At 52.9% G+C, this 24,663-nt stretch carries 22 protein-coding genes, 5 tRNA genes, 1 pseudogene and 1 other annotated feature; of the genes and pseudogenes, 21 read left to right on the top strand and 7 right to left on the bottom strand.

What is annotated here, in order from left to right; translation table 11 throughout:
• The first annotated feature begins 93 nt into the window (after positions 1 to 93).
• The 11 genes from alaS (at position 94) to luxS (ending at position 8,236) form a co-directional block, all read left to right on the top strand.
• Complete coding sequence (gene alaS / locus HA41_RS12665; RefSeq protein ID WP_094121085.1) at positions 94 to 2,721, top strand: alanine--tRNA ligase; 2,628 nt, start codon at positions 94 to 96, stop codon at positions 2,719 to 2,721.
• A gap of 250 nt (positions 2,722 to 2,971) precedes the next feature.
• On the top strand, positions 2,972 to 3,157 hold the full coding sequence (gene csrA, locus HA41_RS12660) for a carbon storage regulator CsrA (RefSeq protein WP_008927091.1): 186 nt from the start codon (positions 2,972 to 2,974) through the stop codon (positions 3,155 to 3,157).
• Positions 3,158 to 3,441: 284 nt separating this feature from the next.
• A tRNA-Ser gene (locus HA41_RS12655) sits at positions 3,442 to 3,534 on the top strand.
• An 8-nt stretch (positions 3,535 to 3,542) separates the two neighbouring features.
• Positions 3,543 to 3,619 (top strand) — tRNA-Arg (locus HA41_RS12650).
• 217 nt (positions 3,620 to 3,836) lie between these two features.
• Positions 3,837 to 3,913: transfer RNA gene (locus HA41_RS12645), tRNA-Arg, on the top strand.
• 192 nt (positions 3,914 to 4,105) lie between these two features.
• Positions 4,106 to 4,182 (top strand) — tRNA-Arg (locus tag HA41_RS12640).
• A 193-nt stretch (positions 4,183 to 4,375) separates the two neighbouring features.
• Positions 4,376 to 4,452 (top strand) — tRNA-Arg (locus HA41_RS12635).
• A gap of 487 nt (positions 4,453 to 4,939) precedes the next feature.
• A complete protein-coding gene (gene yqaB, locus HA41_RS12630) occupies positions 4,940 to 5,506 on the top strand; it encodes a fructose-1-phosphate/6-phosphogluconate phosphatase (protein WP_094121084.1) in 567 nt (188 codons plus the stop codon).
• Complete coding sequence (locus tag HA41_RS12625) at positions 5,503 to 5,931, top strand: YqaA family protein (RefSeq protein ID WP_094121083.1); 429 nt, start codon at positions 5,503 to 5,505, stop codon at positions 5,929 to 5,931. Before yqaB ends, HA41_RS12625 begins: the two co-directional genes overlap by 4 nt.
• Positions 5,932 to 5,962: 31 nt before the next feature.
• Positions 5,963 to 7,570: a glutamate--cysteine ligase gene (gshA, locus tag HA41_RS12620; protein WP_094121082.1), complete on the top strand. Its 1,608-nt coding sequence runs from the start codon at positions 5,963 to 5,965 to the stop codon at positions 7,568 to 7,570.
• 150 nt (positions 7,571 to 7,720) lie between these two features.
• Entirely contained in the window at positions 7,721 to 8,236 is a 516-nt protein-coding gene (luxS, locus tag HA41_RS12615; RefSeq protein ID WP_094121081.1) for an S-ribosylhomocysteine lyase, read from the top strand.
• A gap of 54 nt (positions 8,237 to 8,290) precedes the next feature.
• Here the strand turns inward: luxS and HA41_RS12610 are convergent, their stop codons facing one another.
• Positions 8,291 to 9,577: an HlyC/CorC family transporter gene (locus HA41_RS12610; RefSeq protein ID WP_094121080.1), complete on the bottom strand. Its 1,287-nt coding sequence runs from the start codon at positions 9,575 to 9,577 to the stop codon at positions 8,291 to 8,293.
• Between the two features lie 15 nt (positions 9,578 to 9,592).
• Positions 9,593 to 10,393, bottom strand: a complete 801-nt coding sequence (locus HA41_RS12605) for a cytochrome C assembly family protein (RefSeq protein WP_094121079.1) — start codon at positions 10,391 to 10,393, stop codon at positions 9,593 to 9,595.
• A 165-nt stretch (positions 10,394 to 10,558) separates the two neighbouring features.
• On the opposite strand from HA41_RS12605, the gene ffh reads away from it, so the two are divergent.
• The 5 genes from ffh to rplS all read left to right on the top strand — a co-directional run bounded on the left by ffh (position 10,559) and on the right by rplS (position 14,067).
• On the top strand, positions 10,559 to 11,920 hold the full coding sequence (gene ffh, locus HA41_RS12600) for a signal recognition particle protein (protein WP_094121078.1): 1,362 nt from the start codon (positions 10,559 to 10,561) through the stop codon (positions 11,918 to 11,920).
• Between the two features lie 141 nt (positions 11,921 to 12,061).
• Positions 12,062 to 12,310, top strand: a complete 249-nt coding sequence (rpsP, locus tag HA41_RS12595; protein ID WP_003849041.1) for a 30S ribosomal protein S16 — start codon at positions 12,062 to 12,064, stop codon at positions 12,308 to 12,310.
• Positions 12,311 to 12,328: 18 nt separating this feature from the next.
• Positions 12,329 to 12,877, top strand: coding sequence for a ribosome maturation factor RimM (gene rimM / locus HA41_RS12590; RefSeq protein WP_094121077.1), 549 nt, complete (start codon positions 12,329 to 12,331; stop codon positions 12,875 to 12,877).
• A gap of 35 nt (positions 12,878 to 12,912) precedes the next feature.
• The gene (gene trmD, locus HA41_RS12585) at positions 12,913 to 13,677 is read left to right on the top strand and encodes a tRNA (guanosine(37)-N1)-methyltransferase TrmD (protein WP_094121076.1); all 765 of its coding nucleotides are present in this window, start codon (positions 12,913 to 12,915) and stop codon (positions 13,675 to 13,677) included.
• 42 nt (positions 13,678 to 13,719) lie between these two features.
• Positions 13,720 to 14,067 (top strand): 50S ribosomal protein L19, encoded by a 348-nt coding sequence (rplS, locus tag HA41_RS12580; RefSeq protein WP_031374778.1) that lies wholly within the window; start codon positions 13,720 to 13,722, stop codon positions 14,065 to 14,067.
• 76 nt (positions 14,068 to 14,143) lie between these two features.
• Here the strand turns inward: rplS and HA41_RS12575 are convergent, their stop codons facing one another.
• The gene (locus HA41_RS12575) at positions 14,144 to 14,701 is read right to left on the bottom strand and encodes a GNAT family N-acetyltransferase (RefSeq protein ID WP_094121075.1); all 558 of its coding nucleotides are present in this window, start codon (positions 14,699 to 14,701) and stop codon (positions 14,144 to 14,146) included.
• A 288-nt stretch (positions 14,702 to 14,989) separates the two neighbouring features.
• Between HA41_RS12575 and HA41_RS12570 the strand changes: the two genes are divergently transcribed.
• On the top strand, positions 14,990 to 16,069 hold the full coding sequence (locus HA41_RS12570; protein WP_031374780.1) for a 3-deoxy-7-phosphoheptulonate synthase: 1,080 nt from the start codon (positions 14,990 to 14,992) through the stop codon (positions 16,067 to 16,069).
• 5 nt (positions 16,070 to 16,074) lie between these two features.
• The gene (tyrA, locus tag HA41_RS12565) at positions 16,075 to 17,196 is read left to right on the top strand and encodes a bifunctional chorismate mutase/prephenate dehydrogenase (RefSeq protein WP_094121074.1); all 1,122 of its coding nucleotides are present in this window, start codon (positions 16,075 to 16,077) and stop codon (positions 17,194 to 17,196) included.
• 51 nt (positions 17,197 to 17,247) lie between these two features.
• On the opposite strand, the gene pheA is transcribed toward tyrA, so the two are convergent.
• The 4 genes from pheA to bamD form a co-directional block, all read right to left on the bottom strand.
• Entirely contained in the window at positions 17,248 to 18,411 is a 1,164-nt protein-coding gene (gene pheA / locus HA41_RS12560; RefSeq protein WP_094121073.1) for a bifunctional chorismate mutase/prephenate dehydratase, read from the bottom strand.
• A gap of 22 nt (positions 18,412 to 18,433) precedes the next feature.
• Positions 18,434 to 18,558, bottom strand: a sequence feature (Phe leader region).
• Positions 18,510 to 18,557: a pheA operon leader peptide PheL gene (pheL, locus tag HA41_RS21205; protein WP_193387678.1), complete on the bottom strand. Its 48-nt coding sequence runs from the start codon at positions 18,555 to 18,557 to the stop codon at positions 18,510 to 18,512. Its footprint overlaps the feature before it by 48 nt.
• Before the next feature lie 87 nt (positions 18,559 to 18,645).
• Positions 18,646 to 18,981 carry a ribosome-associated translation inhibitor RaiA gene (gene raiA / locus HA41_RS12555; protein WP_094121072.1) on the bottom strand — a complete coding sequence of 112 codons (336 nt, stop codon included), beginning with the start codon at positions 18,979 to 18,981 and terminating at the stop codon, positions 18,646 to 18,648.
• Between the two features lie 279 nt (positions 18,982 to 19,260).
• The gene (bamD, locus tag HA41_RS12550; protein WP_094121071.1) at positions 19,261 to 19,992 is read right to left on the bottom strand and encodes an outer membrane protein assembly factor BamD; all 732 of its coding nucleotides are present in this window, start codon (positions 19,990 to 19,992) and stop codon (positions 19,261 to 19,263) included.
• A gap of 130 nt (positions 19,993 to 20,122) precedes the next feature.
• Here bamD and rluD point away from each other — a divergent pair, with 130 nt between their 5' ends.
• The 3 genes and pseudogenes from rluD to clpB all read left to right on the top strand — a co-directional run bounded on the left by rluD (position 20,123) and on the right by clpB (position 24,525).
• Positions 20,123 to 21,100: a 23S rRNA pseudouridine(1911/1915/1917) synthase RluD gene (rluD, locus tag HA41_RS12545; RefSeq protein ID WP_094121070.1), complete on the top strand. Its 978-nt coding sequence runs from the start codon at positions 20,123 to 20,125 to the stop codon at positions 21,098 to 21,100.
• Positions 21,100 to 21,828: a purine nucleoside phosphorylase YfiH gene (gene yfiH, locus HA41_RS12540; protein ID WP_094121069.1), complete on the top strand. Its 729-nt coding sequence runs from the start codon at positions 21,100 to 21,102 to the stop codon at positions 21,826 to 21,828. Before rluD ends, yfiH begins: the two co-directional genes overlap by 1 nt.
• Positions 21,829 to 21,940: 112 nt before the next feature.
• A pseudogene (gene clpB, locus HA41_RS12535) lies at positions 21,941 to 24,525 on the top strand (ATP-dependent chaperone ClpB).
• Positions 24,526 to 24,663 lie beyond the last annotated feature (138 nt).

Genomic DNA, 24,663 nt, shown 5'->3' with positions numbered 1-24,663 from the left:
TTATTCCCACTTTTTGTTCCTCTCATCAGGCGCCGCCAGGATGTGGCATCGCGGAGAAGATGGAACGTTCGTTAGCGTGATTCCAGGATATATATGAGCAAGAGCACTGCTGAGATCCGTCAAGCGTTTCTCGACTTTTTTCATAGCAAGGGACATCAGGTTGTAACCAGCAGCTCCCTCGTACCGAATAACGATCCGACGTTGCTGTTTACCAACGCCGGAATGAACCAGTTCAAAGATGTATTCCTCGGCCAGGACAAGCGTGATTACTCACGTGCGACCACTTCACAACGCTGTGTGCGCGCCGGTGGTAAACACAACGATCTTGAAAATGTCGGCTACACCGCACGTCACCACACTTTCTTTGAAATGCTGGGAAATTTCAGCTTCGGTGACTACTTCAAGAAAGAGGCCATTGCTTTTGCCTGGGAACTGTTGACGAGCGACCAGTGGTTCGGCCTGCCAAAAGAGCGTCTGTGGGTCACGATATATGAAACCGATGACGAGGCTTATGCCATCTGGGCCAACGAGATTGGCGTGCCGCACGAGCGCATTATTCGTATCGGCGACAACAAAGGCGGTGCTTACGCGTCAGATAACTTCTGGCAGATGGGCGATACCGGTCCTTGTGGTCCCTGCAGCGAAATTTTCTACGATCACGGCGATCACATCTGGGGTGGACCACCGGGCAGCCCGGAAGAGGATGGCGACCGCTACATAGAGATCTGGAACATCGTCTTTATGCAGTTTAATCGTCAGGCGGATGGCACCATGCTGCCGCTGCCGAAACCGTCGGTTGATACCGGTATGGGTCTTGAGCGCATTTCTGCCGTGCTGCAGCACGTCAACTCTAACTATGAAATTGACCTGTTCCAGAAACTGATTCAGGCGGTGGCTCAGGTGACCGGCGCCACCGATCTCAGTAACAAGTCGCTGCGCGTCATTGCCGACCATATTCGTTCCTGTGCTTTCCTGATTGCCGATGGGGTAATTCCGTCGAATGAGAACCGTGGCTACGTGCTGCGTCGCATCATTCGTCGTGCCGTACGTCATGGCAACATGCTGGGTGCGAAAGACGCATTCTTCTATAAGCTGGTCGCGCCACTGGTTGAGGTGATGGGATCTGCAGGTGAAGAGTTACAGCGTCAGCAGACTCAGGTTGAACAGGTACTGAAAAACGAAGAAGAGCAGTTCGCGAAGACCCTGGAGCGTGGCTTAGCGCTGCTGGACGAAGAGCTGGCGAAACTGCAGGGCGATACGCTGGATGGCGAAACGGTCTTCCGTCTGTATGACACCTTTGGCTTCCCGGCTGACCTGACGGCAGACGTTTGCCGCGAGCGCAACCTGAAGATTGACGAAGCGGGCTTCGAGCAGGCGATGGAACAACAACGCCAGCGTGCACGTGAAGCGAGTGGTTTCGGGGCGGATTACAGCAATGTGATTCGTATCGATGCGGCGTCTTCTTTCAAAGGTTATGACCAGCTGGATTTAGCAGCCACGGTGAAAGCCCTCTATGTGGCGGGCGAGGCGGTAAATGAAGTCACCGCAGGCCAGGACGCGGTTGTGGTACTGGATGAAACGCCATTTTATGGTGAATCAGGCGGCCAGGTGGGTGATACCGGCGTGCTGACAGGGAAGAATGCTGAATTTAGCGTGCAGGATACACAAAAATATGGTCAGGCGATTGGTCATATCGGTAAGCTGACGTCAGGGCAATTACGTATCGGCGATCGCCTTGAGGCTGTAGTTGATGCGGCACGCCGGGCGCGTATCCGTCTTAACCACTCCGCTACTCACTTATTACATGCCGCACTGCGTCAGGTATTGGGTGATCATGTGGCACAGAAAGGGTCACTGGTTAACGACAAATACCTGCGTTTCGACTTCTCGCATTTCGAAGCGATGAAACCTCAGGAGATTCGTCAGGTCGAAGATATCGTCAACGCGCAGATTCGCCGCAACTTGCCGGTTGAAACTGAAGTGATGGATCTTGACGCGGCGAAATCCAAAGGTGCCATGGCGCTGTTTGGTGAGAAATACGATCAGCGCGTACGCGTGCTGACCATGGGGGATTTCTCGGTTGAACTGTGCGGCGGGACTCACGCGGCACGTACCGGCGACATCGGCCTGTTCCGTATTCAGGCGGAGTCAGGCACTGCAGCCGGTATTCGTCGTATTGAAGCCATTACCGGTGAGGGTGCGCTGGCTCAGGTTAACGCCCAGAGCAGTCAGCTACAGGATCTGGCGCAGCTGGTGAAAGCCAACAGCAGCAACCTGAATGAGAAAGTACGCGGTCTGGTTGATCACGTGCGGGCGCTTGAGAAAGAGTTGCAGCAACTGCGCGATCAGCAAGCTGCGCAGGAGAGTGCTTCACTGAGCAGCAATGCCATTGACGTAAAAGGCGTGAAGCTGCTGGTTAGTGAGCTAAATAACGTCGAGCCGAAAATGTTACGTACCATGGTTGATGATCTGAAAAACCAGCTGGGTTCCGCCATTATTGTGTTAGCGACGGTGACGGAAGGTAAAGTGTCGTTAATTGCGGGCGTGACCAAAGATCTGACTGATCGGGTTAAAGCCGGTGAGCTGATTGCAGGTCTGGCGCAGCAGGTTGGCGGTAAAGGTGGCGGTCGACCGGATATGGCTCAGGCAGGCGGTACTGATGCAGGTGCCCTCAAAGGCGCATTAGCAGGGGTTGAGGACTGGGTCAGCAGCCGTCTGTAAGTGAATTAAAACAAGGCATCGTATAAAGCGTCAGAACAGTTGTTCCGGCGCTTTTTAATAGGATGTCAGAGCAGCAAATGACAAAGTCAGGTTGATGTAGTGTATTTCGGCTAAACTAACTATCAGCAGAATGTATTGGCGCATCGAAGTGCATTGGTGTATTTCTCATACTCAATGTGCAGCGTTAAATGATGGATAATGCCGGGAGCCTGTACAAGCCCGACTCTTTTAATCTTTCAAGGAGCAAAGAATGCTTATTCTAACTCGTCGAGTTGGTGAAACCCTCATGATCGGTGATGAGGTGACTGTAACGGTGCTGGGTGTTAAGGGTAACCAGGTTCGCATTGGGGTTAACGCTCCGAAAGAAGTGTCTGTGCATCGCGAAGAGATCTATCAACGCATCCAGGCTGAAAAAACGCAACAAACCAGCGTTTAACGGATTCAGCGTCTCGCACCTGTGCGAGGCGCTACCGCTTTTTTAAATAAATTCCTCATTTTCATTTCTCCCGTTAATTCCCTTATTTGTTAACTCCATCATCTTTCATTGTTGATAATTCACTCTTTTTGTCGCCATTTTGTCCCAATTGTGTGTGATTTGCTCAATCAAACAAAGTTTCGGAAAAATTGTTTGACTTAAAAGTCCGGGAAAGTAATATGTGCGCCACGCAGTGCCGATGAGCGGAAACAAAGTTCAGCGGCGCAGTTCGGAAGAACGCGTAAGGTGAGGTGGCCGAGAGGCTGAAGGCGCTCCCCTGCTAAGGGAGTATACGGTCAAAAGCTGTATCGAGGGTTCGAATCCCTCCCTCACCGCCATTTCCGATGCATCCATAGCTCAGCTGGATAGAGTACTCGGCTACGAACCGAGCGGTCGGAGGTTCGAATCCTCCTGGATGCACCATATTTTTGAATATGGAGAAGTGCTCGGTGTGACATGACGCATTAGCGTTCAGGCCGCACTAAGGAGGATAACGTTGCATCAGCAACGGCCCGCAGGGCGAAGCGAAAGCTGAGTAATCCTTCTGGATGCACCATCGGAATAAAAGAAGTAAAGTGAACTAGCCGTTCCTTTCATGGTGAGTAGTTAGCACCCTGCGTTGTACAAGAATTAAACCAATGCATCCATAGCTCAGCTGGATAGAGTACTCGGCTACGAACCGAGCGGTCGGAGGTTCGAATCCTCCTGGATGCACCATATTTTCGAATATGGATAAGTGCCTCAGTGTGTCATAGCGTGAAAATCGTCAGACTGCACTAAGGAGGATAACGTTGCTTCCGCAACGGCCCGCAGGGCGAAGCGAAAGCTGAGTAATCCTCCTGGATGCACCATTCTTCGTATCATTCCCAGGTTGATTTCTGTAAGTCCATAAAAAAGTTATTCCTCAATGCATCCATAGCTCAGCTGGATAGAGTACTCGGCTACGAACCGAGCGGTCGGAGGTTCGAATCCTCCTGGATGCACCATATTTTCGAATATGGATAAGTGCCTCAGTGTGTCATAGCGTGAAAATCGTCAGACTGCACTAAGGAGGATAACGTTGCTTCAGCAACGGCCCGCAGGGCGAAGCGAAAGCTGAGTAATCCTCCTGGATACACCCTCTCTTCGTATCATCCCCGGATTGATTTCAGTAAGTCCATAAAAAAGATATTCCTCAATGCATCCATAGCTCAGCTGGATAGAGTACTCGGCTACGAACCGAGCGGTCGGAGGTTCGAATCCTCCTGGATGCACCATATCTTCGAATATGGAGAAGTGCCTCGGTGTGTCATAGCGTGAAAATCGTCAGACTGCACTAAGGAGGATAACGTTGCTTCAGCAACGACCCACAGGGCGAAGCGAAAGCTGAGTAATCCTCCTGGATGCACCATCTGCATTTCTTTCTGTACTTCTTACTTTACTTCTCCCCATGCTGTCTCCGTTACGCCACCGCTTTGTCGAACCCGCTGAAATGCTGTCAGCTCTCTCTCTGTTCTGACTGTAATTGATCAAATCCGGTTTTCTGTTGTTCGCGATTCATTAATGCCTGGCGATCAGCATGGGTCACCAGCGGGTAAAAAACGCAGCAATTTCGTACTGTTATTGCCGGTCGCAGGCGATCACCTTTATCTGAAAAGAAAAATTGCTAATGCTTTCAAAGCATTTGCTGTTCATCCCCCCTGGCGACAACCTGTGCACATTAGGCTAAAGTAATGTCTCTTTTGCTGGAGGTCCGGAGTGACAATGTACGATCAATACGATGCCCTGATTTTCGATATGGATGGTACTATTCTCGATACTGAGCCAACACATCGAAAAGCGTGGCGTCAGGTACTGGCGCGTTATGGAATGACGCTGGATGAAGCGCGTATTGTTGGCTTCAATGGTGCTCCAACCTGGCGACTGGCGCAGTTCATTATTGAAACTAACCAGTCGTCTCACGATCCTCATCGTCTTGCCGCCGAAAAGACCGCCGCTGTGAAAGCGATGTTACTGGAAAATGTTCAGCCACTTCCGCTGATGGAGGTGGTGAAGGCGTACCACGGCCGTCGTCCGATGGCAGTGGGCACCGGCAGTGAACACAGCATGGCGGATGCGTTACTGACCCAGCTAGGCGTGCGAGAGTTGTTCTCTGCGGTTGTCGGTGCTGATGACGTAGAGCGGCACAAACCTGAACCGGATACCTTCTTACGCTGCGCCGAGCTGATGGGCGTGGCGCCAGAGCGCTGTGTGGTTTTTGAAGATGCAGATTTTGGCGTTCAGGCGGCGAAAGCGGCAGGAATGGATGTCGTGGACGTCCGCTTACTGTGAGTGACTCGCTCGCTTATGCCTCACTGTTTGGCAGCAGTTTTTTAAGTGCGACGCTCCTGCCGGGAAGCTCTGAAGCACTGCTGATAGCACTAGTAATTGCAAAAAAGACGTCAGTTTACGGGTTGCTTTTGGCCGCATCACTGGGGAACACCTTGGGCGGCTTAACCAACATTTTTCTTGGTCGCTTGCTGCCGTTAAAACGTCAGGGGCGATGGCATGACACAGCAATGACGTGGTTGCACCGATTGGGTCCTGCAGCACTGTTATTTAGCTGGTTGCCGGTGGTAGGTGATCTGCTCTGCGTGCTTGCAGGCTGGTTACGCTTCGCCTGGTTACCTGCGATGTTGTTTCTCGCTGTCGGTAAAACACTGCGTTATATCGTTATCGCGACCGCCACTTTACAGGGAATGCAATGGTGGCATTGATTCGCACAGATTCGAGGCTACGGTTAACATTATGCTGAACAAAAATAAATTATTCTCACAGCGGGAGGTTAATGTGATCCCGGACGTATCTAAAGCGCTCTCCTGGCTGGAAGCGCATCCTGATGCCCTCAAGGGTATCGGCCGTGGCATCGAACGTGAAACGTTGCGCGTGCAGGCAGACGGTAAACTGGCGGAAAGCGGCCATCCCGAATCACTCGGATCGGCGCTGAAGCATGACTGGATCACCACCGACTTTGCCGAAACCCTGCTGGAGTTTATTACCCCAGTGGATCACAGCATTGATCACATGCTGGCATTCCTGCGTGATATTCATCGTCATGTCGCCCGTGAACTCGGTGAAGAGCGTATGTGGCCCTTTAGCATGCCGTGCGAGATTGTCGATGCGGATAAAATTGAACTGGCGCAGTACGGCAAATCGAATATCGGTCAGATGAAAACGCTGTACCGTGAAGGGCTGAAGAACCGCTACGGCGCGCTGATGCAGACCATCTCCGGCATTCACTATAACTTCTCGCTGCCGCTCTCTTTCTGGCAGGAGTGGGCCGATGTGAAAGATCAGGAAAGCGGTAAAGAGACCATCTCTGCCGGCTATCTGCGACTGATCCGCAACTATTACCGTTTTGGCTGGGTGATCCCCTATCTGTTTGGCGCATCGCCTGCCATCAGTTCCAGCTTCCTGCAGGGCCGCGAGAGCGCGCTGCCATTCGAAACCAACGATAAAGATACGATGTGGCTGCCGTATGCCACCTCGCTGCGTCTGAGTGATTTAGGCTACACCAACAAATCCCAGAGCTCGCTGGGCATTACCTTTAACTCACTGGAAGGTTATGTCACGGCGCTGAAGAAAGCGATCAAGACCCCGTCAGAAGAATTTGCTGAAATGGGCACCAAAGATGCCGACGGAAACTGGCTCCAGCTCAATACCAATGTACTGCAGATTGAAAATGAGCTCTATGCACCTATCCGGCCGAAGCGCGTCACACGCTCAGGAGAAGCGCCTTCTGATGCGCTGCTGCGTGGCGGTATTGAGTACATTGAAGTGCGTTCGCTGGATATCAACCCGTTCTCGGCAATTGGTGTTGACGAGAACCAGGTTCGCTTCCTCGACCTGTTCCTGATCTGGTGTACGCTGGCAGACGCGCCGGAAATGAGCGCTGACGAGCTGCAGTGTACCCGCAAAAACTGGAACCGGGTGGTGCTGGAAGGGCGCAAACCCGATCAGAAAATCGCGGTGGGCTGTGGTGAAGCGGAGCATTCGCTGGTTGAAGTCGGCAAAACATTGTTTGCCGATCTGCGTCGGGTTGCGGAAGTATTAGACAGCAACAACCAGGGCAGCACGCAATATCAACAAGTTTGCGATCAACTGGTGGCATCGTTCGACGATCCTGAGCTAACCTATTCGGCGCGCATCCTTCAGGCGATGAAGGACAATGGTGTAACCGATACCGGCGTGGCGTTAGCTGAACAGTATCGCCACCTGCTTTGCGAAGAGCCGCTGGAAGTACTGACCGAAGACGATTTCAGCCGTCAGGCGCAGGAATCAGTAGCGGCACAGCAGGCGCTTGAAGCAAGTGATAGTCTGGATTTAGAAGCCTATCTGGCGAGCCGGGAAGGGTAGAAAAGAAAAAGGCCACATCAATGTGGCCAAATTAACATCTCTGTTGTCAGGGATGATGATAACAAATGCGCGTCTTTCATATATTCAGACGTTGGGCGAACAGAAAAGTTTCATCGTTTCAAAAAAAATTCTTAAAACAGGAGGTGACGTATGCCACTACTGGACAGTTTTACCGTTGATCACACTATCATGGCCGCACCCGCCGTACGCGTTGCGAAAACCATGAAGACTCCGCATGGCGATACGATTACCGTTTTTGACCTGCGTTTTTGCCGCCCGAACATTGATATCCTCACTGAGCGTGGCATTCATACGCTGGAGCACCTGTTTGCCGGTTTCATGCGTAACCATCTGAACGGTGACGGCGTAGAAATCGTTGATATTTCGCCAATGGGTTGCCGCACTGGCTTCTACATGAGCCTGATCGGTACGCCAGACGAGCAGCGCGTCGCAAAAGCGTGGAAAGGGGCGATGGAAGACGTTCTGAAAGTAAAAGATCAGAATCAAATCCCAGAGCTGAACGAATACCAGTGCGGCAGCTACAAGCTACACTCGCTGGAAGAAGCGCAGCAGATCGCCCGCAATGTGCTGGCACATGAGATCGGTGTAAACCACAACGATGATCTGAAACTGCCTGCTGAAAAGCTGAAAGAACTGCACATCTAGTCAGGACTTATCTGCTAAAAAAAACGCCGCATTATCGCGGCGTTTTTTTATGGCTTAAGAGCCGATAGATTTCTTTAACGGCGTGGTTGGTGTGATACGGACCTGCTTGATCATGTTGTCCTGCACATCGAGGATGTCGATATTGTACTGACTGATTTGCACCCGGGTCTCTCTCTCAGGGATCTCTTCCAGCACCTCCAGCAGCATGCCATTGATGGTGCGGGCCTCCTGCTCTGGCAGATGCCAGTTAAACGCCTTGTTGATTTCACGCACGTTAGCGCTGCCTTCAACCAGCACCGAGCCATCATTCTGCGGCATCACTTCTTCAGCCAGCGACGGTGACATCGAGGTGGTAAAATCACCCACGATCTCTTCCAGAATATCTTCTATCGTCACCAGTCCTTTGATATCGCCATACTCATCGACCACCAATCCGGCTTTCTTCTTATTACGCTGGAACTTCACCAGTTGGGTGTTAAGCGGTGTGCCCTCCGGGATGTAATAGATCTCATCCGCAGCGCGCAGCAGCGTCTCTTTGGTGAACTCTTTTTTCTCGGTCATCATGCGCCAGGCTTCACGCACCCGCAGCATCCCGACGCAGTCGTCCAGCGAATCACGGAACAGCACGATGCGACCGTGCGGCGAATGACTTAACTGACGCACCACCGACTTCCAGTCATCGTTGATGTTAATACCGACGATCTCATTACGCGGCACCATGATGTCATCCACGCTGACCTTCTCCAGATCGAGCACCGATAGCAGCATGTCCTGATTACGGCGTGATATCAGATTACGTGACTCGTAAACGATGGTGCGCAGCTCTTCTTTGCTCAGCGCGGAGTTGACCGATCCATCGGTGCGAATGCCGACCAGCCGCATCAACAGCCGGGTAATGGTGTTCAGCAACCAGACCAGCGGCAGCATAACGTACTGCAACGGACCCAGCAGGAAACTACTGGGATAGGCGACCTTCTCCGGATAGAGCGCGGCTATGGTTTTCGGTAACACTTCGGCAAACACCAGCACCACGAAGGTCAGCACGCCGGTGGCGATAGCGACGCCGGCATCGCCATAGAGGCGCATCCCGACGATGGTGCTAAGGGCAGAGGCAAGAATGTTGACCAGGTTATTGCCAATCAGCACCAGGCTGATCAGGCGGTCAGGGCGACGCAGCAACTTTTCGACGCGACGGGCAGCGCGGTGGCCATTTTTAGCCTGATGGCGCAGCTTGTAGCGATTGAGGGTCATCATGCCGGTTTCGGAGCCAGAAAAATAAGCCGAAACCAGCACCATGATGATCAGCGTAACAATCAGCGTGGTGGTTGAAACATGTTCCAACGCAGAACTTCCTTTTTAACGAGAGGTAGGGATAAGCAGGTGCTGTAAGATGCGACTGCCAAAGTAGGCCATGGTTAACAACAACGCGCCGCTGCAGTTAAACCACACCACACGACGCCCACGCCAACCTTCATGATAGTGTCCCCACAGCAAAACGATATAAACAAACCAGGCGATGATCGAGAGCACCGCTTTATCGACGTTTTCCGCGCTGAACAGATCCTGCATGTAAAACAGGCCAGTACAGAGTACCAGCGTCAGCAGCACCACGCCGACCTGCGTAATATGAAACATCTTACGCTCAATCGTCAGCAGCGGTGGCATATCCTGGGTAAAGGCCAGCCGTTTGTTTTTCAGCTGATAATCGATCCACGCCAGCTGCAGCGCATAGAGTGCCGCAATAATCAGCGTGGCATAGGCAAACAGCGACAGGCCGATATGAATCATCATGCCTGGGGTGGTTTCCAGATGGGTGATGAACGCATTGGGCACAAAAGTGGCAAAGGCGAGGTTGATCAGGGCGAAACTATAAACAATCGGCAGCAGTAACCAGCCACGGTTGCGGGACGCCACAATGGTCATGATGGCACAGATCAACAGACTAACCAGTGAGCCGATATTCAGCAGGCTGAGGTTTTGTCCGCTATCGACGGCAAAAATACGTTGCTGCAAAGCCACCGCGTGCGTAATCAGCGCCACGCAGGCAGAAAGCATCGCCATTCGCCGCCAGCCGCCGTTACGTTTCAACAGGCTGGGAACGATCAGTGCAAGACTAAGGGAGTAGGCTAACAGCGCCACTATCGCGAAAACGAACATAGATCCTTTCGGGTATCAGTCAGATAAGGAAAACAGCAGTATAGCGCCAGCGGCAGCTGGCACCAAACGATCTCAGGGGCAATTGCAGAGATCGCTGAGCCTTCGTGTTATAATCCGCCGCATTCTGCCGATCAGGCGCCTCGCGATCTTTTTAAGTGAGAGACCATGTTTGATAATTTAACCGATCGTTTATCGCAAACCCTGAAAAATATCAGCGGCCGCGGAAGGCTGACTGAAGAGAACATCAAAGAGACCCTGCGTGAAGTTCGCATGGCACTGCTTGAGGCTGACGTTGCGCTGCCGGTCGTGCGTGACTTCATAAATCGCGTGAAAGAGAGCGCGGTTGGGCACGATGTGAATAAAAGTCTGACGCCGGGTCAGGAGTTCATCAAGATTGTCCGTAACGAACTGGTTACGGCGATGGGTGCAGAAAACAACGCGCTGGATCTGGCGTCACAGCCACCGGCCGTGGTGCTGATGGCGGGTCTGCAGGGTGCGGGTAAAACCACCAGCGTCGGTAAGCTGGGTAAATTCCTGCGCGAAAAGCACAAAAAGAAAGTATTAGTGGTGTCTGCCGACGTCTATCGTCCGGCGGCGATTAAACAGCTGGAAACGCTGGCGCAACAGGTCGGCGTTGACTTCTGTCCGTCCGATCTGAGCCAGAAACCGGTCGACATTGTGAACAATGCGCTGCGCGAAGCGCGCCTGAAGTTCTACGATGTGCTGCTGGTGGATACTGCGGGTCGTCTGCACGTAGACGAAGCGATGATGGACGAAATCAAACAGGTTCATGCCGCGATTAATCCGGTAGAAACCCTGTTTGTCGTCGATGCCATGACCGGCCAGGATGCGGCGAATACTGCCAAAGCCTTTAACGAAGCACTGCCGCTCACCGGGGTTATCCTGACCAAAGTGGATGGTGATGCACGCGGTGGTGCGGCGCTGTCGATTCGTCATATCACCGGCAAGCCGATTAAGTTCATGGGTGTCGGTGAGAAGACCGAAGCCCTGGAGCCGTTCTACCCGGAGCGTATCGCCTCACGTATCCTCGGCATGGGCGATGTGCTGTCGCTTATCGAAGATATTGAAAGCAAGGTTGACCGCGAGCAGGCGGAAAAGCTGGCGAAGAAGTTAAAAACCGGTGACGGTTTCGATCTTAATGACTTCCTTGAGCAGCTGAAGCAGATGCGTAACATGGGCGGGATGGCCAGCCTGATGGGCAAACTGCCTGGCATGGGACAGCTGCCGGACAACGTAAAGTCACAGATGGATGATAAAGTGCTGGTGCGCATGGAAGCGATCATCAACTCGATGACGCGTAAAGAGCGCGAAAAGCCAGAAATCATCAAAGGCTCACGCAAGCGCCGTATTGCAACCGGCTCCGGTATGCAGGTGCAGGACGTTAACCGCTTACTGAAGCAGTTCGACGACATGCAGCGTATGATGAAGAAAATGAAGAAGGGCGGAATGGCGAAAATGATGCGCGGCATGAAAGGCATGATGCCGCCAGGTTTCCCTGGACGCTAAGTGTTCCACAAAAAAGCCCGAAAGGACGCGGTTTAGGTTGCTTTTTGCGCCAAAATGAGTAAAATTTTCGGGCTTTTTATACAGCACCCGGACCCCGTTCCTCGATGGGGGCCGGGTGTTTTATTAACTGAAGAGGATGTTATGGTAACAATTCGTTTGGCACGTCACGGCGCTAAAAAGCGTCCGTTCTATCAGGTCGTCGTTACTGACAGCCGCAATGCACGCAACGGTCGTTTCATCGAGCGCGTTGGTTTCTTCAACCCGATCGCATCTGGTCAGGCTGAAGGTCTGCGTCTGGATCTGGATCGTATCGAGCACTGGGTTGGCCAGGGCGCAACGCTTTCTGATCGCGTTAACGCGCTGGTCAAAGAAGCTAAGAAAGCAGCTTAATCTGTCACGGTGGTAAGCATGAGCAGACAACTTGCCGCACAGCCTCCTGTTAACCCGCTGGTGTTGGGTAAAATGGGAGCCGCCTACGGTATTCGCGGCTGGCTCAAAGTGTTTTCCTCCACTGAAGACGCTGAAAGCATCTTCGACTACCAACCCTGGTTTATCCAGCGCGCCGGTAAATGGCAGCAGATCGAACTGGAGGGTTGGAAGCACCACAATCAGGACCTGATCATCAAAGTCAGAGGCGTTGACGATCGGGATGCGGCGGCTCAGTTAACCAATTGCGAAATTCAGGTTGACTCGACGCAGTTGCCATCGCTGGAAGCGGGTGACTATTACTGGAAAGACCTTATGGGTTGCCAGGTGGTTAACCTCGACGGCTACGAGATGGGCAAAGTCATCGATATGATGGAAACCGGCTCGAACGACGTTCTCGTCGTTAAGGCAAACCTGAAGGATGCGTTCGGTGTGCAGGAGCGGTTAATTCCGTTTCTTGATGAACAGGTTATCAGGAAAGTCGATCTCTCTACTGGCGTCATTGAAGTAGATTGGGATCCTGGTTTTTGATCTCCGAATCGAACGGTAACGTAACGGCGAAGACAATGTGGATTGGTGTAATTAGCCTGTTTCCAGAAATGTTTCGCGCTATTACCGATTACGGGGTAACTGGCCGGGCAGTAAAAAACGGTCTGCTCAGCATTCAAAGCTGGAGTCCGCGTGACTTCACGCACGACCGGCACCGTACCGTGGATGATCGTCCTTACGGCGGCGGACCGGGAATGCTGATGATGGTACAACCCTTACGGGATGCTATCTCCGCAGCGAAAGCAGCGGCAGGTGATGGGGCCAGGGTGATATATCTTTCACCTCAGGGGCGCAAACTGGACCAACAGGGCGTTTGCGAACTGGCGGCACGGGACAAGTTAATTCTGGTCTGTGGCCGTTATGAAGGGATAGATGAGCGCGTAATACACGCCGAAATTGATGAAGAATGGTCAATCGGTGATTACGTTCTCAGCGGCGGGGAACTGCCAGCGATGACGATGATTGACGCGGTCGCCCGGTTTATTCCCGGCGTACTCGGCAAGCAGGCGTCAGCCGACGAGGATTCGTTCTCTGATGGGCTGCTGGACTGTCCGCACTATACCCGACCTGAAGTGTTAGACGGCGTGGAGGTTCCGGCAGTATTACTGTCAGGCAACCATGCTGATATTCGCCGTTGGCGCCTGAAGCAGTCGCTAGGCCGTACCTGGCTAAGAAGACCTGAACTTCTGGAAAACCTGGCTCTGACTGAAGAGCAAGCAAGGTTGCTAAGTGAGTTCCAGCGGGAATTTCACCAGCAACAAAACGATGATGTGGAAGAGTGATCTTCCCCGACTATCAGTTTACCCAGGATATGAGATTTAATTATGAGCAACATTATCAAGCAAATTGAACAAGAGCAGATGAAACAGGACGTACCTTCCTTCCGCCCGGGTGATTCCGTGGAAGTGAAAGTATGGGTCGTTGAAGGTTCTAAAAAACGTCTGCAGGCATTCGAGGGCGTGGTTATCGCTATTCGTAACCGCGGTCTGCACTCTGCATTCACTGTTCGCAAAATTTCTAACGGCGAAGGCGTTGAGCGTGTATTCCAGACTCACTCACCTGTAATTGACAGCATCACTGTCAAACGTCGTGGCGCTGTGCGTAAAGCCAAACTGTACTACCTGCGTGAGCGTACTGGTAAGTCTGCTCGTATTAAAGAGCGTCTTAACTAAGGTATCGCTAACGCGACATCTAAAAGTTAATAGCAAACAAGGGGTTGGCGTGAAGCCAGCCCCTTTTTTTATCTTATCATCCGGTCAATGGCGACGAACCTGTGGCATCAGGTCGCTGGAAATGATAAATCGCGCTATTTACTGGTCCGCTCTCCAGCACAATCAGCCCGTAGCGGCAGCCAATAAACTCACCACCACATTTCTCTGCTACTGCCCGACTGGCCAGGTTGTCTTCCGCCGCCAGAATCTCTATGCCGCGTGTTTCAGGACGGGAGAAGCCCAGCGACAGCAACGCGATCACGGCGCGGCTGGCGATACCCTGACGCTGTGCATCGCTACGTACCCAATAGCCCAGGGCGCTAAAATCGCCGGGATGACGGGCGAACCGAATACCTGCGCCGCCCAGCAGCCGATCGCGCTGATCCACAATCGCAAACTCTTCTGCTTCACCTTTCAGACGTTGCCAGTGCGTAAACCGTATCCAGCTTTCCGCCTCATGCGGCTGATAATCCGCGTGCGCCCAGACCATCCAGGGCAACAGACTCTCCAGCGAGGCGTTAACTGCTTCAGTAAACGCAGCGATATCGTTAAGCGTGAAAGGGCGGAGGCGAAGGTTGGCGCAAGTCTGAGTCATGGCTCGCTCAAAAGGATTAGGATGACTATTTATTCTGACAGCGACAGGCAGGAAAACAACAATCAGTACTGTAAAGTAATATGTACATGTTGGCGTGGTAAGGTTTTCGGTGTTAACTTATTATTTTATTGTTATATAAGTATATTTTTAATTTATCTTCGCCTGGTTCTTTTCGGTGGTAATAAAAGTGTACGCATTATGTTGTGTTATGTATTTCCTGTGATACAGTGTGCTCCATCCTCCATGAGGATCCCATGACCGCAAATACGAGCAAAAAGGATCGCCACCATGCAAAAAGACGCGCTGAACAATGTGCATATCGCCGACGAACAGGTACTGATTACCCCGGAAGAGCTGAAAGCAAAATTTCCGCTGACCGCTGAGCAACAGGCTCAGGTTGCTGCCTCTCGTCAGACTATCTCTGACATCATTGCCGGCCGCGATCCACGCCTGCTGGTGGTGTGCGGACCTTGTTCAATCCACGATACCGAAGCGGCTCTGGATTATGCTCGTCGTTTGCAAACCCTCTCTGAACAGTTGAAGGATCAGCTGTATCTCGTCATGCGCGTCTACTTTGAAAAACCCCGTACCACCGTCGGCTGGAAAGGGTTGATCAACGATCCCTACATGGATAACTCCTTCGATATGGAAGCGGGCCTGCACATTGCCCGTAAGCTGCTGGTAAATCTGGTTGAGATGGGGTTACCGCTGGCGACAGAAGCGCTGGACCCTAACAGCCCGCAGTACCTCGGCGATCTGTTCAGCTGGTCAGCCATCGGCGCACGCACTACCGAATCGCAGACCCACCGTGAAATGGCCTCGGGTCTGTCAATGCCAGTGGGCTTCAAAAATGGCACCGACGGCAGTCTGGGTACCGCGATTAACGCGATGCGCGCGGCGTCAATGCCACACCGCTTTGTTGGCATCAATCAGGCCGGGCAGGTTTGTCTGTTACAGACACAGGGAAATCCTGATGGGCACGTGATTCTGCGCGGCGGTAAAGCGCCTAACTACGGTCCGGAAGATGTTACGCAATGTGAAAAAGAGATGCTCAAGGCGGGACTGCGTCCAGCCTTAATGATAGATTGCAGCCATGGTAACTCTAATAAAGACTACCGCCGTCAGCCTGGCGTAGCGGAATCCGCTATTGCCCAGATCAAAGATGGAAACCGTTCAATTATTGGTTTGATGCTGGAAAGCCACATCAATGAAGGTAACCAGTCTTCTGAGCAGCCACGCAGTGAAATGAAGTATGGCGTTTCCGTCACCGATGCCTGCATCAACTGGGACGTCACCGAAACGTTGCTGCGTGAGATGCATCAGGATCTGCAGGGAGTGCTGTCGGCGCGTCTGTCACACGAGGTGTAAGAGCAATGGTGGCTGAACTAAGCGCGTTACGCGATCAAATTGATAGTGTCGATAAGGCGCTGCTTGACCTGCTGGCCAGACGGCTTGAACTGGTCGCCGAAGTAGGAGAAGTTAAGAGCCGTTATGGACTGCCGATTTATGTCCCTGAGCGTGAGGCCTCAATGCTGGCCTCGCGCCGTAAAGAAGCTGAAACGCTCGGCGTACCGCCGGATCTGATTGAGGATGTGCTGCGTCGGGTGATGCGCGAGTCCTATACCAGCGAGAACGATAAAGGTTTCAAAACGTTGTGTCCGGAACTGCGTCCGGTAGTGATCGTGGGCGGTAATGGGCAGATGGGGCGGCTGTTTGAGAAAATGCTGCGGCTGTCGGGCTATACGGTGAAAACGCTGGATAAAGATGACTGGTTACAGGCGGAGAATTTACTCAGCGATGCCGGTATGGTGGTCATCAGCGTGCCGATTCACTTAACTGAACAGGTCATTGCCCAACTGCCACCGTTGCCAGAGGATTGTATCCTTGTCGATCTGGCGTCAGTGAAGAACCGACCTTTGCAGGCGATGCTGGCGGCGCATAACGGTCCGGTACTGGGCCTGCATCCGATGTTTGGCCCGGACAGCGGCAGCCTGGCAAAACAGGTGGTGGTCTGGTGTGATGGTCGTCAGCCCGAAGCCTATCAGTGGTTTCTGGAGCAGATTCAGGTCTGGGGCGCGCGCTTACACCGTATCAGTGCGGTTGAGCACGATCAGAATATGGCGTTCATTCAGGCATTACGCCACTTCGCCACCTTTGCTTACGGACTGCATTTAGCGGAAGAGAACGTGAACCTCGATCAGCTGCTGGCGTTGTCGTCACCGATCTACCGGCTGGAACTGGCGATGGTCGGAAGACTATTTGCTCAGGACCCGCAGCTCTATGCTGACATCATCATGTCGTCAGAGAGCAACCTGGCGCTGATTAAGCGTTATTACCAGCGCTTCGGTGAGGCGATTGCCTTGCTGGAACAGGGGGATAAGCAGGCCTTTATCGCCAGCTTCAACCGGGTTGAACACTGGTTTGGCGATCACGCGAAACGCTTCCTGGTCGAAAGTCGCAGCTTATTGCGCTCGGCAAATGACAGTCGTCCTTAAAATCGCAGTGGTCCTGAAACAGAAAGGCATCCCACGGGATGCCTTTCTTGTCTACTCGCCCGGTTCCACCGGCACCACATTCTCACTGGGATAGCAGCCCAGCACCTTCAGTGAACGGGTCATGGTCTGCAACTCCTGCAGCGCCTGCTGCATTCTTTCCGACTGCAGGTTGCCCTGAACATCAATATAAAACATCTCTTCCCACGGATTGCCGTTAATCGGGCGCGACTCCAGCTTACTCATGATCAGATTATGCTGGCGCAGCACCAGTAAGGCATCGACCAGCGCGCCCGCCTGCTGGCCAGTAGCCATGATCAGCGTCGTTTTGGCGGGTACCTGATCCGAAACCTCGATGGCTTTGCGGGCCAGTACGATAAAGCGGGTATGGTTTTGCTGCTGATTCGCCAGGTTACGCTCCAGCACCTGTAGCTGATAGAGCTCGCCACCGGCCTCACTGCCCAGCGCCGCCACCTTCGGTGAGTTAAGCGCCGCCACTTTCTCCATGGCCGCTGCGGTGCTTTCGGTATATTCAATTTTCCAGTGCGGGAATCGGTTAATGAACTGGCTGCACTGCTGGAACGGCTGAGGATGGCTGTACACCATCTCAATCTGCTGCAGGTCAGTCGGGCCATTGACCAGCACGCAGTGGTCAATGGGCAGCGTCATCTCCCCGACGATCGATAAGCTGGTCTGCTGCAGCAAATCGTAGACATCATTGATCGAGCCTGAGCTGGTGTTCTCTATAGGCATCACTGCGTAATCTGCCGCACCGGTCTCCACCTGCCTGATGATGTCGTGGAATTTCAGGCAACCGCATTCAACCATGTTATCGAAATGACGGGCGGCATATTTGCGCGCCGCCAGATGTGAATAAGATCCCTTGGGGCCGAGAAAGGCGATACGGGCCGCATGGGCATGAGGATGGTTAAGGTTTTTTTGCAACAGGGCTTGCTGGGTTAATACCGAGTCTTCAATCACCAGCTGAAATAACCGGGTGATGTAGTGCGCATCCAGATTATGCGCTTTGCCCAGCACTATCAGGTTTTCCAGCAGCGCGCGCTCACGTTCAACATCGCGAATCGGCCGGTGGGTGGCCAGTTTGGCCTGCGCTACTTCCACTGCCAGCAGGCGGCGTTCCGCTAAAAGTGTCAGGAGTTTTTTATCAACTGCGCTGATTTTATCGCGTAGCGCCAGCAGTGGATTGTCGGGATTCATAAGGCTCACCTGTAAGCTGTCCAATAAAAAAGCCTCCCGTTTGGGAGGCTTTGTTGTTCGTCTTCGCTTTCGTTTTCACACGACGAATGGCCTCCCGTTCAGGGGAAGGTAAAAAAGAAAGCGAAGAAAAACAGGTCATGTTTCATAGGTATGTCCGTAAAGGGAGTGCTTTGAGAGTAACCGTACGGGTTAAAAGCTGTCAATAAAAAACGCGCCCGCAGGCGCGTTAACCGATCAGGACTCTTCGTCGGCGGGGATAATGTCTTTTACGCTGGCACTGGCGCGGCGCGCTTCCGATTTATGCTGTACTTTATTTAGCTGGCGCTCGAGCTTGGCGATCAGATCGTTGATAGCGGTATACATATCTTCGTGTTTGGCACTGGCCACCAGTGTCCCATTCGGCGTATTAATCGTAGCATCAGCCACAAATTCTTTGGGCTCTTTGGACAGGACGATGTGGGGGTTAATCAGGTCAGTTTGCCATTTTTCAAGCTTGGCGAGACGGTCTTCAACATGGCTGCGGATAGCTGCAGTGATTTCCATTTGTTTGCTGGTAATGTTCAGGATCATCAATCTTACCTCTCTGTCATTTCCGTCTTGGTAAGTCCAGCATAGCGCGATAAAGGGTTAATTGCGTGATTTTGATCACGAAAAAATGTCACTTTTTGTCAAGCCAGACAATTTGTGAGAAAGGCAGAGAATGTGGCCGAAAAGCCTTGAAGCGAAGCGATTCTCGCGGCATTCTTGATGAGTTAACCTGCCAGCAAATATCTGTAACTGGCCAGCTAATAAGTAAAAAAAAGCAGCCCATTCAGGCTGCTTTTTTTATGGCCGACAATCAACAGACGATCAGTGACGGTTCGCAGCAATGATTTTCGCCACTTTATCTGCTTCAGCGTTCAGCTGCAGATTGCGGTAAGCATTTTCCATCAACGGCAGCGCATCGTGTGTCGCCTGCGTATCCGGATAATCGCGCATCATACCTTCAACCCGGTTAACAACCGCGACATAAGCCTCACGCTTAGTATAGAATTGCGCCACTGAAAGCTCATATTTGGCCAGACGATCTTTCAGGTAGACCAGACGTTTCTGAGCATCAGCCGCATACTGGCTGTTCGGGTAACCGCGCAGCAGCTGAGAGAAGTCGCGGAAAGCATCACGAGCGTGCGTCGGATCGCGGTCAGACCGATCGATACCAAAGAAGCCCTGCAGCGCCGAGTCATCCAGCGCCATATCCGTCAGACCTTTCATGTAGATGACATAGTCAATGTTCGGATGCGTCGGATTCAGGCGCATAAAGCGGGCAATGGCAGCCTGCGCCAGGGGCAGATCGGCATTTTTATAGTACGCGTAGATTAAATCCAGCTGAACCTGCTGCGAATAAGGACCGAACGGATAACGATTATCCAGCGCTTCCAGTTGCTTAATCGCGGCTTTAAAGTTACCGTCCTGCAGCTTTTGCTGCGCTGTAGCATAAATTTCAGAAGGCGGGCTGTCCGGTACCGCGTCATTTGAGCCGGAACAACCCACAAGTGCCAGGCTCAGTGTGGCAGCAGCCACCAGATGTTTCATACGCGTCATGACGAAGTGATTATCCTCAAAATGTTATGGCGGAAGCTGTCCGTATAGCTCCCGGTAATGACCAGGTACGATAGCACATTATATTAAACGGCATCGCCGTGAAAACCCAACGTTAACGAAGAAGCTGTATATGGCACAACAAGTTCAACTCACCGCAACGGTATCCGAATCACAACTCGGACAACGCTTAGATCAATCTTTGGCGGAATTGTTCCCTGATTATTCACGTTCTCGCATAAAAGAATGGATCCTCGATCGTCGCGTCACCGTAAATGGCGTCATGGTTGATACACCGAAGGAAAAAGTGTTGGGCGGCGAGCTGGTCGCCATTAACGCTGAGATCGAAGAAGAGCAGCGCTGGGAACCGCAGGCTCTGCCGCTCGACATCGTTTATGAAGATGAAGACATTATTGTCATCAACAAGCCGCGTGACTTTGTCGTTCATCCCGGCGCCGGTAATCCGGACGGTACCGTATTAAATGCCTTACTTCACCACTATCCGGCGATTATGGATGTGCCGCGCGCCGGCATCGTTCACCGCCTGGATAAAGATACCACCGGTTTAATGGTGGTGGCGAAGACCGTACCGGCTCAGACGCACCTGGTGGAATCGCTGCAGAGGCGTGAAATCACCCGTGAATATGAAGCGGTGGCGATTGGCAACATGACGGCGGGCGGTACGGTTGATGAACCTATCAGCCGCCACTCGACCAAGCGTACCCATATGGCGGTGCACCCAATGGGTAAGCCGGCGGTGACGCATTACCGCATCATGGAGCATTTCCGCGCGCATACCCGTCTGCGTCTGCGTCTGGAAACCGGTCGTACTCACCAGATCCGTGTGCATATGTCGCACATCAACCATCCGCTGGTGGGCGATCCGCTCTATGGTGGCCGCCCACGTCCGCCGAAAGGCGCATCGGATGCGTTCATTGCCACCTTGCGCGGTTTTGATCGTCAGGCGCTGCATGCCACCATGCTGCGTCTGTACCATCCAATCAGCGGGATCGAGATGGAATTCCATGCCGCCATTCCGCAGGATATGGTCGATCTGATCGCAGCGCTGAAAGCCGATACTGAGACCTTCAAAGACCAGATGGACTGGTGATGCAGATGATTATTCCCCAATGGCCGGCACCGGCGCGCGTCCGGGCCTGCTCGACGCAGCGGCAGGGTGGCGTCAGCCTGGCGCCCTGGGATGCACTTAATCTCGGCGGGCATGTGGGGGATAAGCCAGAGCACGTTGCACAGAACCGGCAACGCCTGGTTGAACAGGCGGGTCTGCCGGCGATGCCGCAATGGCTGGAGCAGGTGCATGCCACCGATGTAGCGCGTCTGACATCGAATGGCACGCTGCCGCTGCGTGCTGATGCCTGTATTACCTCTGAGAGTGGCGTGGTCTGTGCAGTCATGACGGCTGACTGTCTGCCTGTGCTGTTCTGTTCCGATGATGGAAAGGAGGTTGCTGCGGCGCACGCTGGCTGGCGCGGACTCTGTGCCGGAGTGCTGGAAAATACCCTGGCGCAGTTCCGCTCGCCGCCGCACCAGATTCACGCCTGGCTGGGACCGGCGATTGGGCCGGATGCGTTTGAGGTCGGTGCGGAGGTGCGTCATGCGTTTATGGCACAGGACCCGCGCGCGGCAGAGGCCTTTCGTCCTTCAGGTGAGAAGTTTTATGCCGATATCTGGCAACTGGCACGCTTACGTCTGCAGGCCACAGGCGTACAATCCATCACTGCTGACAGCCGTTGCACCTTCACGGAAGGCGACGATTTCTTCTCTTTCCGCCGCGATGGGATTACCGGGCGTATGGCAACTTTGATCTGGCTGTTATAACCTTACGCATAAGACGGTCCAGTTAGCGTGTTTTTCACTCAAATCTCAGGTCATTAACCTTGAAATTTTGAGGGATGACCTCATTTAATCTCCAGTAGCATTTTGACCTGTAATGGGAGGAATTATGCGTCTGGATCGTCTTACTAATAAATTCCAACTGGCTCTCGCGACGCGCAGTCCCTGGCTCTGGGACACGACAACCAATTCATTGAACCTCTGCACCTGATGAGCGCACTGCTGAAACAGGAAGGCGGCTCGGTTTCACCTTTACTGACGTCCGCGGGTATCGACGTGGCTTCTTTGCGCACCCAGGTTGAGCAGGCTATCGATCGTCTGCCGCAGGTAGAAGGCAGCGAAGGGGATGTGCAGCCTTCATCAGATCTGGTTCGGGTATTGAACCTGTGCGACAAACTGGCGCAGAAGCGCAATGACAACTTTATATCATCCGAATTATTTGTTCTGGCGGCCCTCGACTCGCGAGGTTCACTGGCCGATCTGCTTAAAGCGACAGGGGCAACCAGTGAAAAACTCACCAGGGCTATTGAACAAATGCGTGGAGGGGATAGCGTGAACGATCAGGGGGCTGAAGATCAGCGCCAGGCATTAAAGAAATACACTATCGATCTGACCGAGCGTGCTGAAAAGGGCAAGCTCGACCCGGTGATTGGCCGTGACGAAGAGATTCGTCGCACCATTCAGGTTTTGCAGCGCCGGACGAAAAATAACCCGGTACTGATTGGTGAACCCGGTGTGGGTAAAACCGCCATTGTGGAAGGACTGGCGCAGCGCATTATTAATGGCGAAGTGCCTGAAGGCCTGAAAGGGCGTCGGGTACTGGCACTGGATATGGGTGCGCTGGTGGCCGGTGCCAAATATCGCGGTGAGTTTGAAGAGCGTCTGAAAGGCGTGCTGAATGATCTGTCGAAACAGGAAGGCAACGTCATTCTGTTTATCGACGAATTGCACACCATGGTCGGTGCCGGTAAAGCGGACGGCGCGATGGATGCCGGTAACATGCTCAAGCCAGCACTGGCACGCGGTGAACTGCACTGTGTGGGTGCCACCACGCTCGACGAATACCGTCAGTACATTGAAAAAGATGCGGCGCTGGAGCGGCGTTTCCAGAAAGTCTATGTGGCTGAACCCACAGTGGAAGATACCATCGCCATCCTGCGTGGTCTGAAAGAGCGTTATGAACTGCATCACCATGTGCAGATTACTGACCCGGCCATTGTGGCGGCCGCGACCTTGTCGCATCGCTATATTGCCGATCGTCAGTTGCCAGATAAAGCGATTGACCTGATCGACGAGGCAGCTTCCAGCATTCGTATGCAGATTGACTCGAAGCCGGAAGCGCTCGATCGGCTGGAACGCCGGATTATCCAGCTTAAACTGGAGCAGCAGGCGCTGAAGAAAGAGGCGGACGACGCCAGCATTAAGCGACTTGAGATGCTGGAAAGCGAGCTTGACCAGAAAGAGCGTGAATACGCCGAACTGGAAGATGAGTGGAAAACGGAGAAAGCCTCGCTGTCTGGCACGCAGAACATCAAAGCCGAGCTGGAACAGGCGCGCCTCAATTTAGAACAGGCACGTCGCCTGGGTGATCTCGCCCGGATGTCTGAGTTGCAGTACGGTAAAATTCCGGCGCTGGAAAAACAGCTGGCTGCAGCCACGCAGGCGGAAGGCAAAACCATGAAGTTACTGCGTAACCGGGTAACCGACGTGGAGATTGCCGACGTGCTGGCGCGCTGGACCGGTATTCCGGTAGCACGCATGATGGAAGGTGAGCGCGATAAACTGCTGCGTATGGAGCAGGATCTGCATGGCCGGGTAATTGGACAGGATGAAGCGGTTGAGGCGGTATCGAATGCGATTCGTCGTAGCCGTGCAGGTTTGTCAGATCCTAACCGACCTATCGGTTCATTCCTGTTCCTGGGGCCAACCGGTGTCGGTAAGACCGAGCTCTGTAAGGCGCTAGCTAACTTCCTGTTCGACAGCGATGACGCGATGGTGCGTATCGATATGTCGGAGTTTATGGAGAAACATTCGGTCTCACGGCTGGTGGGTGCACCTCCGGGTTATGTCGGATATGAAGAGGGCGGTTATCTGACCGAAGCCGTTCGCCGTCGTCCTTATTCAGTAATCCTGCTGGATGAGGTAGAGAAAGCGCATCCGGATGTTTTCAACATCCTGCTGCAGGTACTGGATGATGGTCGCCTGACGGATGGACAGGGCCGCACGGTCGACTTCCGTAACAGTGTGGTCATCATGACCTCTAACCTGGGATCGGATTTGATTCAGGAACGGTTTGGCGATCTGAACTATGCCGAGATGAAAGAGATTGTCATGGGCGTGGTCGGTCATCATTTCCGTCCTGAGTTCGTTAACCGTATTGATGAGGTGGTGGTGTTCCATCCGCTGGCGGAGAAACACATCGCATCGATTGCCCAGATTCAGCTGCAGCGGTTGTACAAACGTCTGGAAGATCGCGGCTATCAGCTGCATATCTCGGACGCTGCGATCAAGCTGCTGGGTGAGAACGGTTATGATCCGGTATATGGCGCGCGGCCGCTGAAACGTGCGATACAGCAGCAGATCGAGAACCCGCTGGCACAGCAGATTCTCTCTGGCACACTGGTCCCGGGCAAAACCATCGAAATGGATGTAGAAAACGATGTTATTACCGCGCATCAGTAATTCAGCATAAACAAAAACGGGCCTCTGGCCCGTTTTTGTTCGATTTATGCACTGCATTGCATAGTTAACCGGCTAATTGTTTGCAAAGTGAGCGGTCGGTTAAAAAGTTGAAATTAGCACTTGTCAGCTTCTGAGAAC

Origin of the sequence: Pantoea conspicua (assembly GCF_002095315.1) — a bacterium.
GTDB lineage: Bacteria > Pseudomonadota > Gammaproteobacteria > Enterobacterales > Enterobacteriaceae > Pantoea > Pantoea conspicua.
This window is presented reverse-complemented; position numbering and strand designations above follow the sequence as displayed.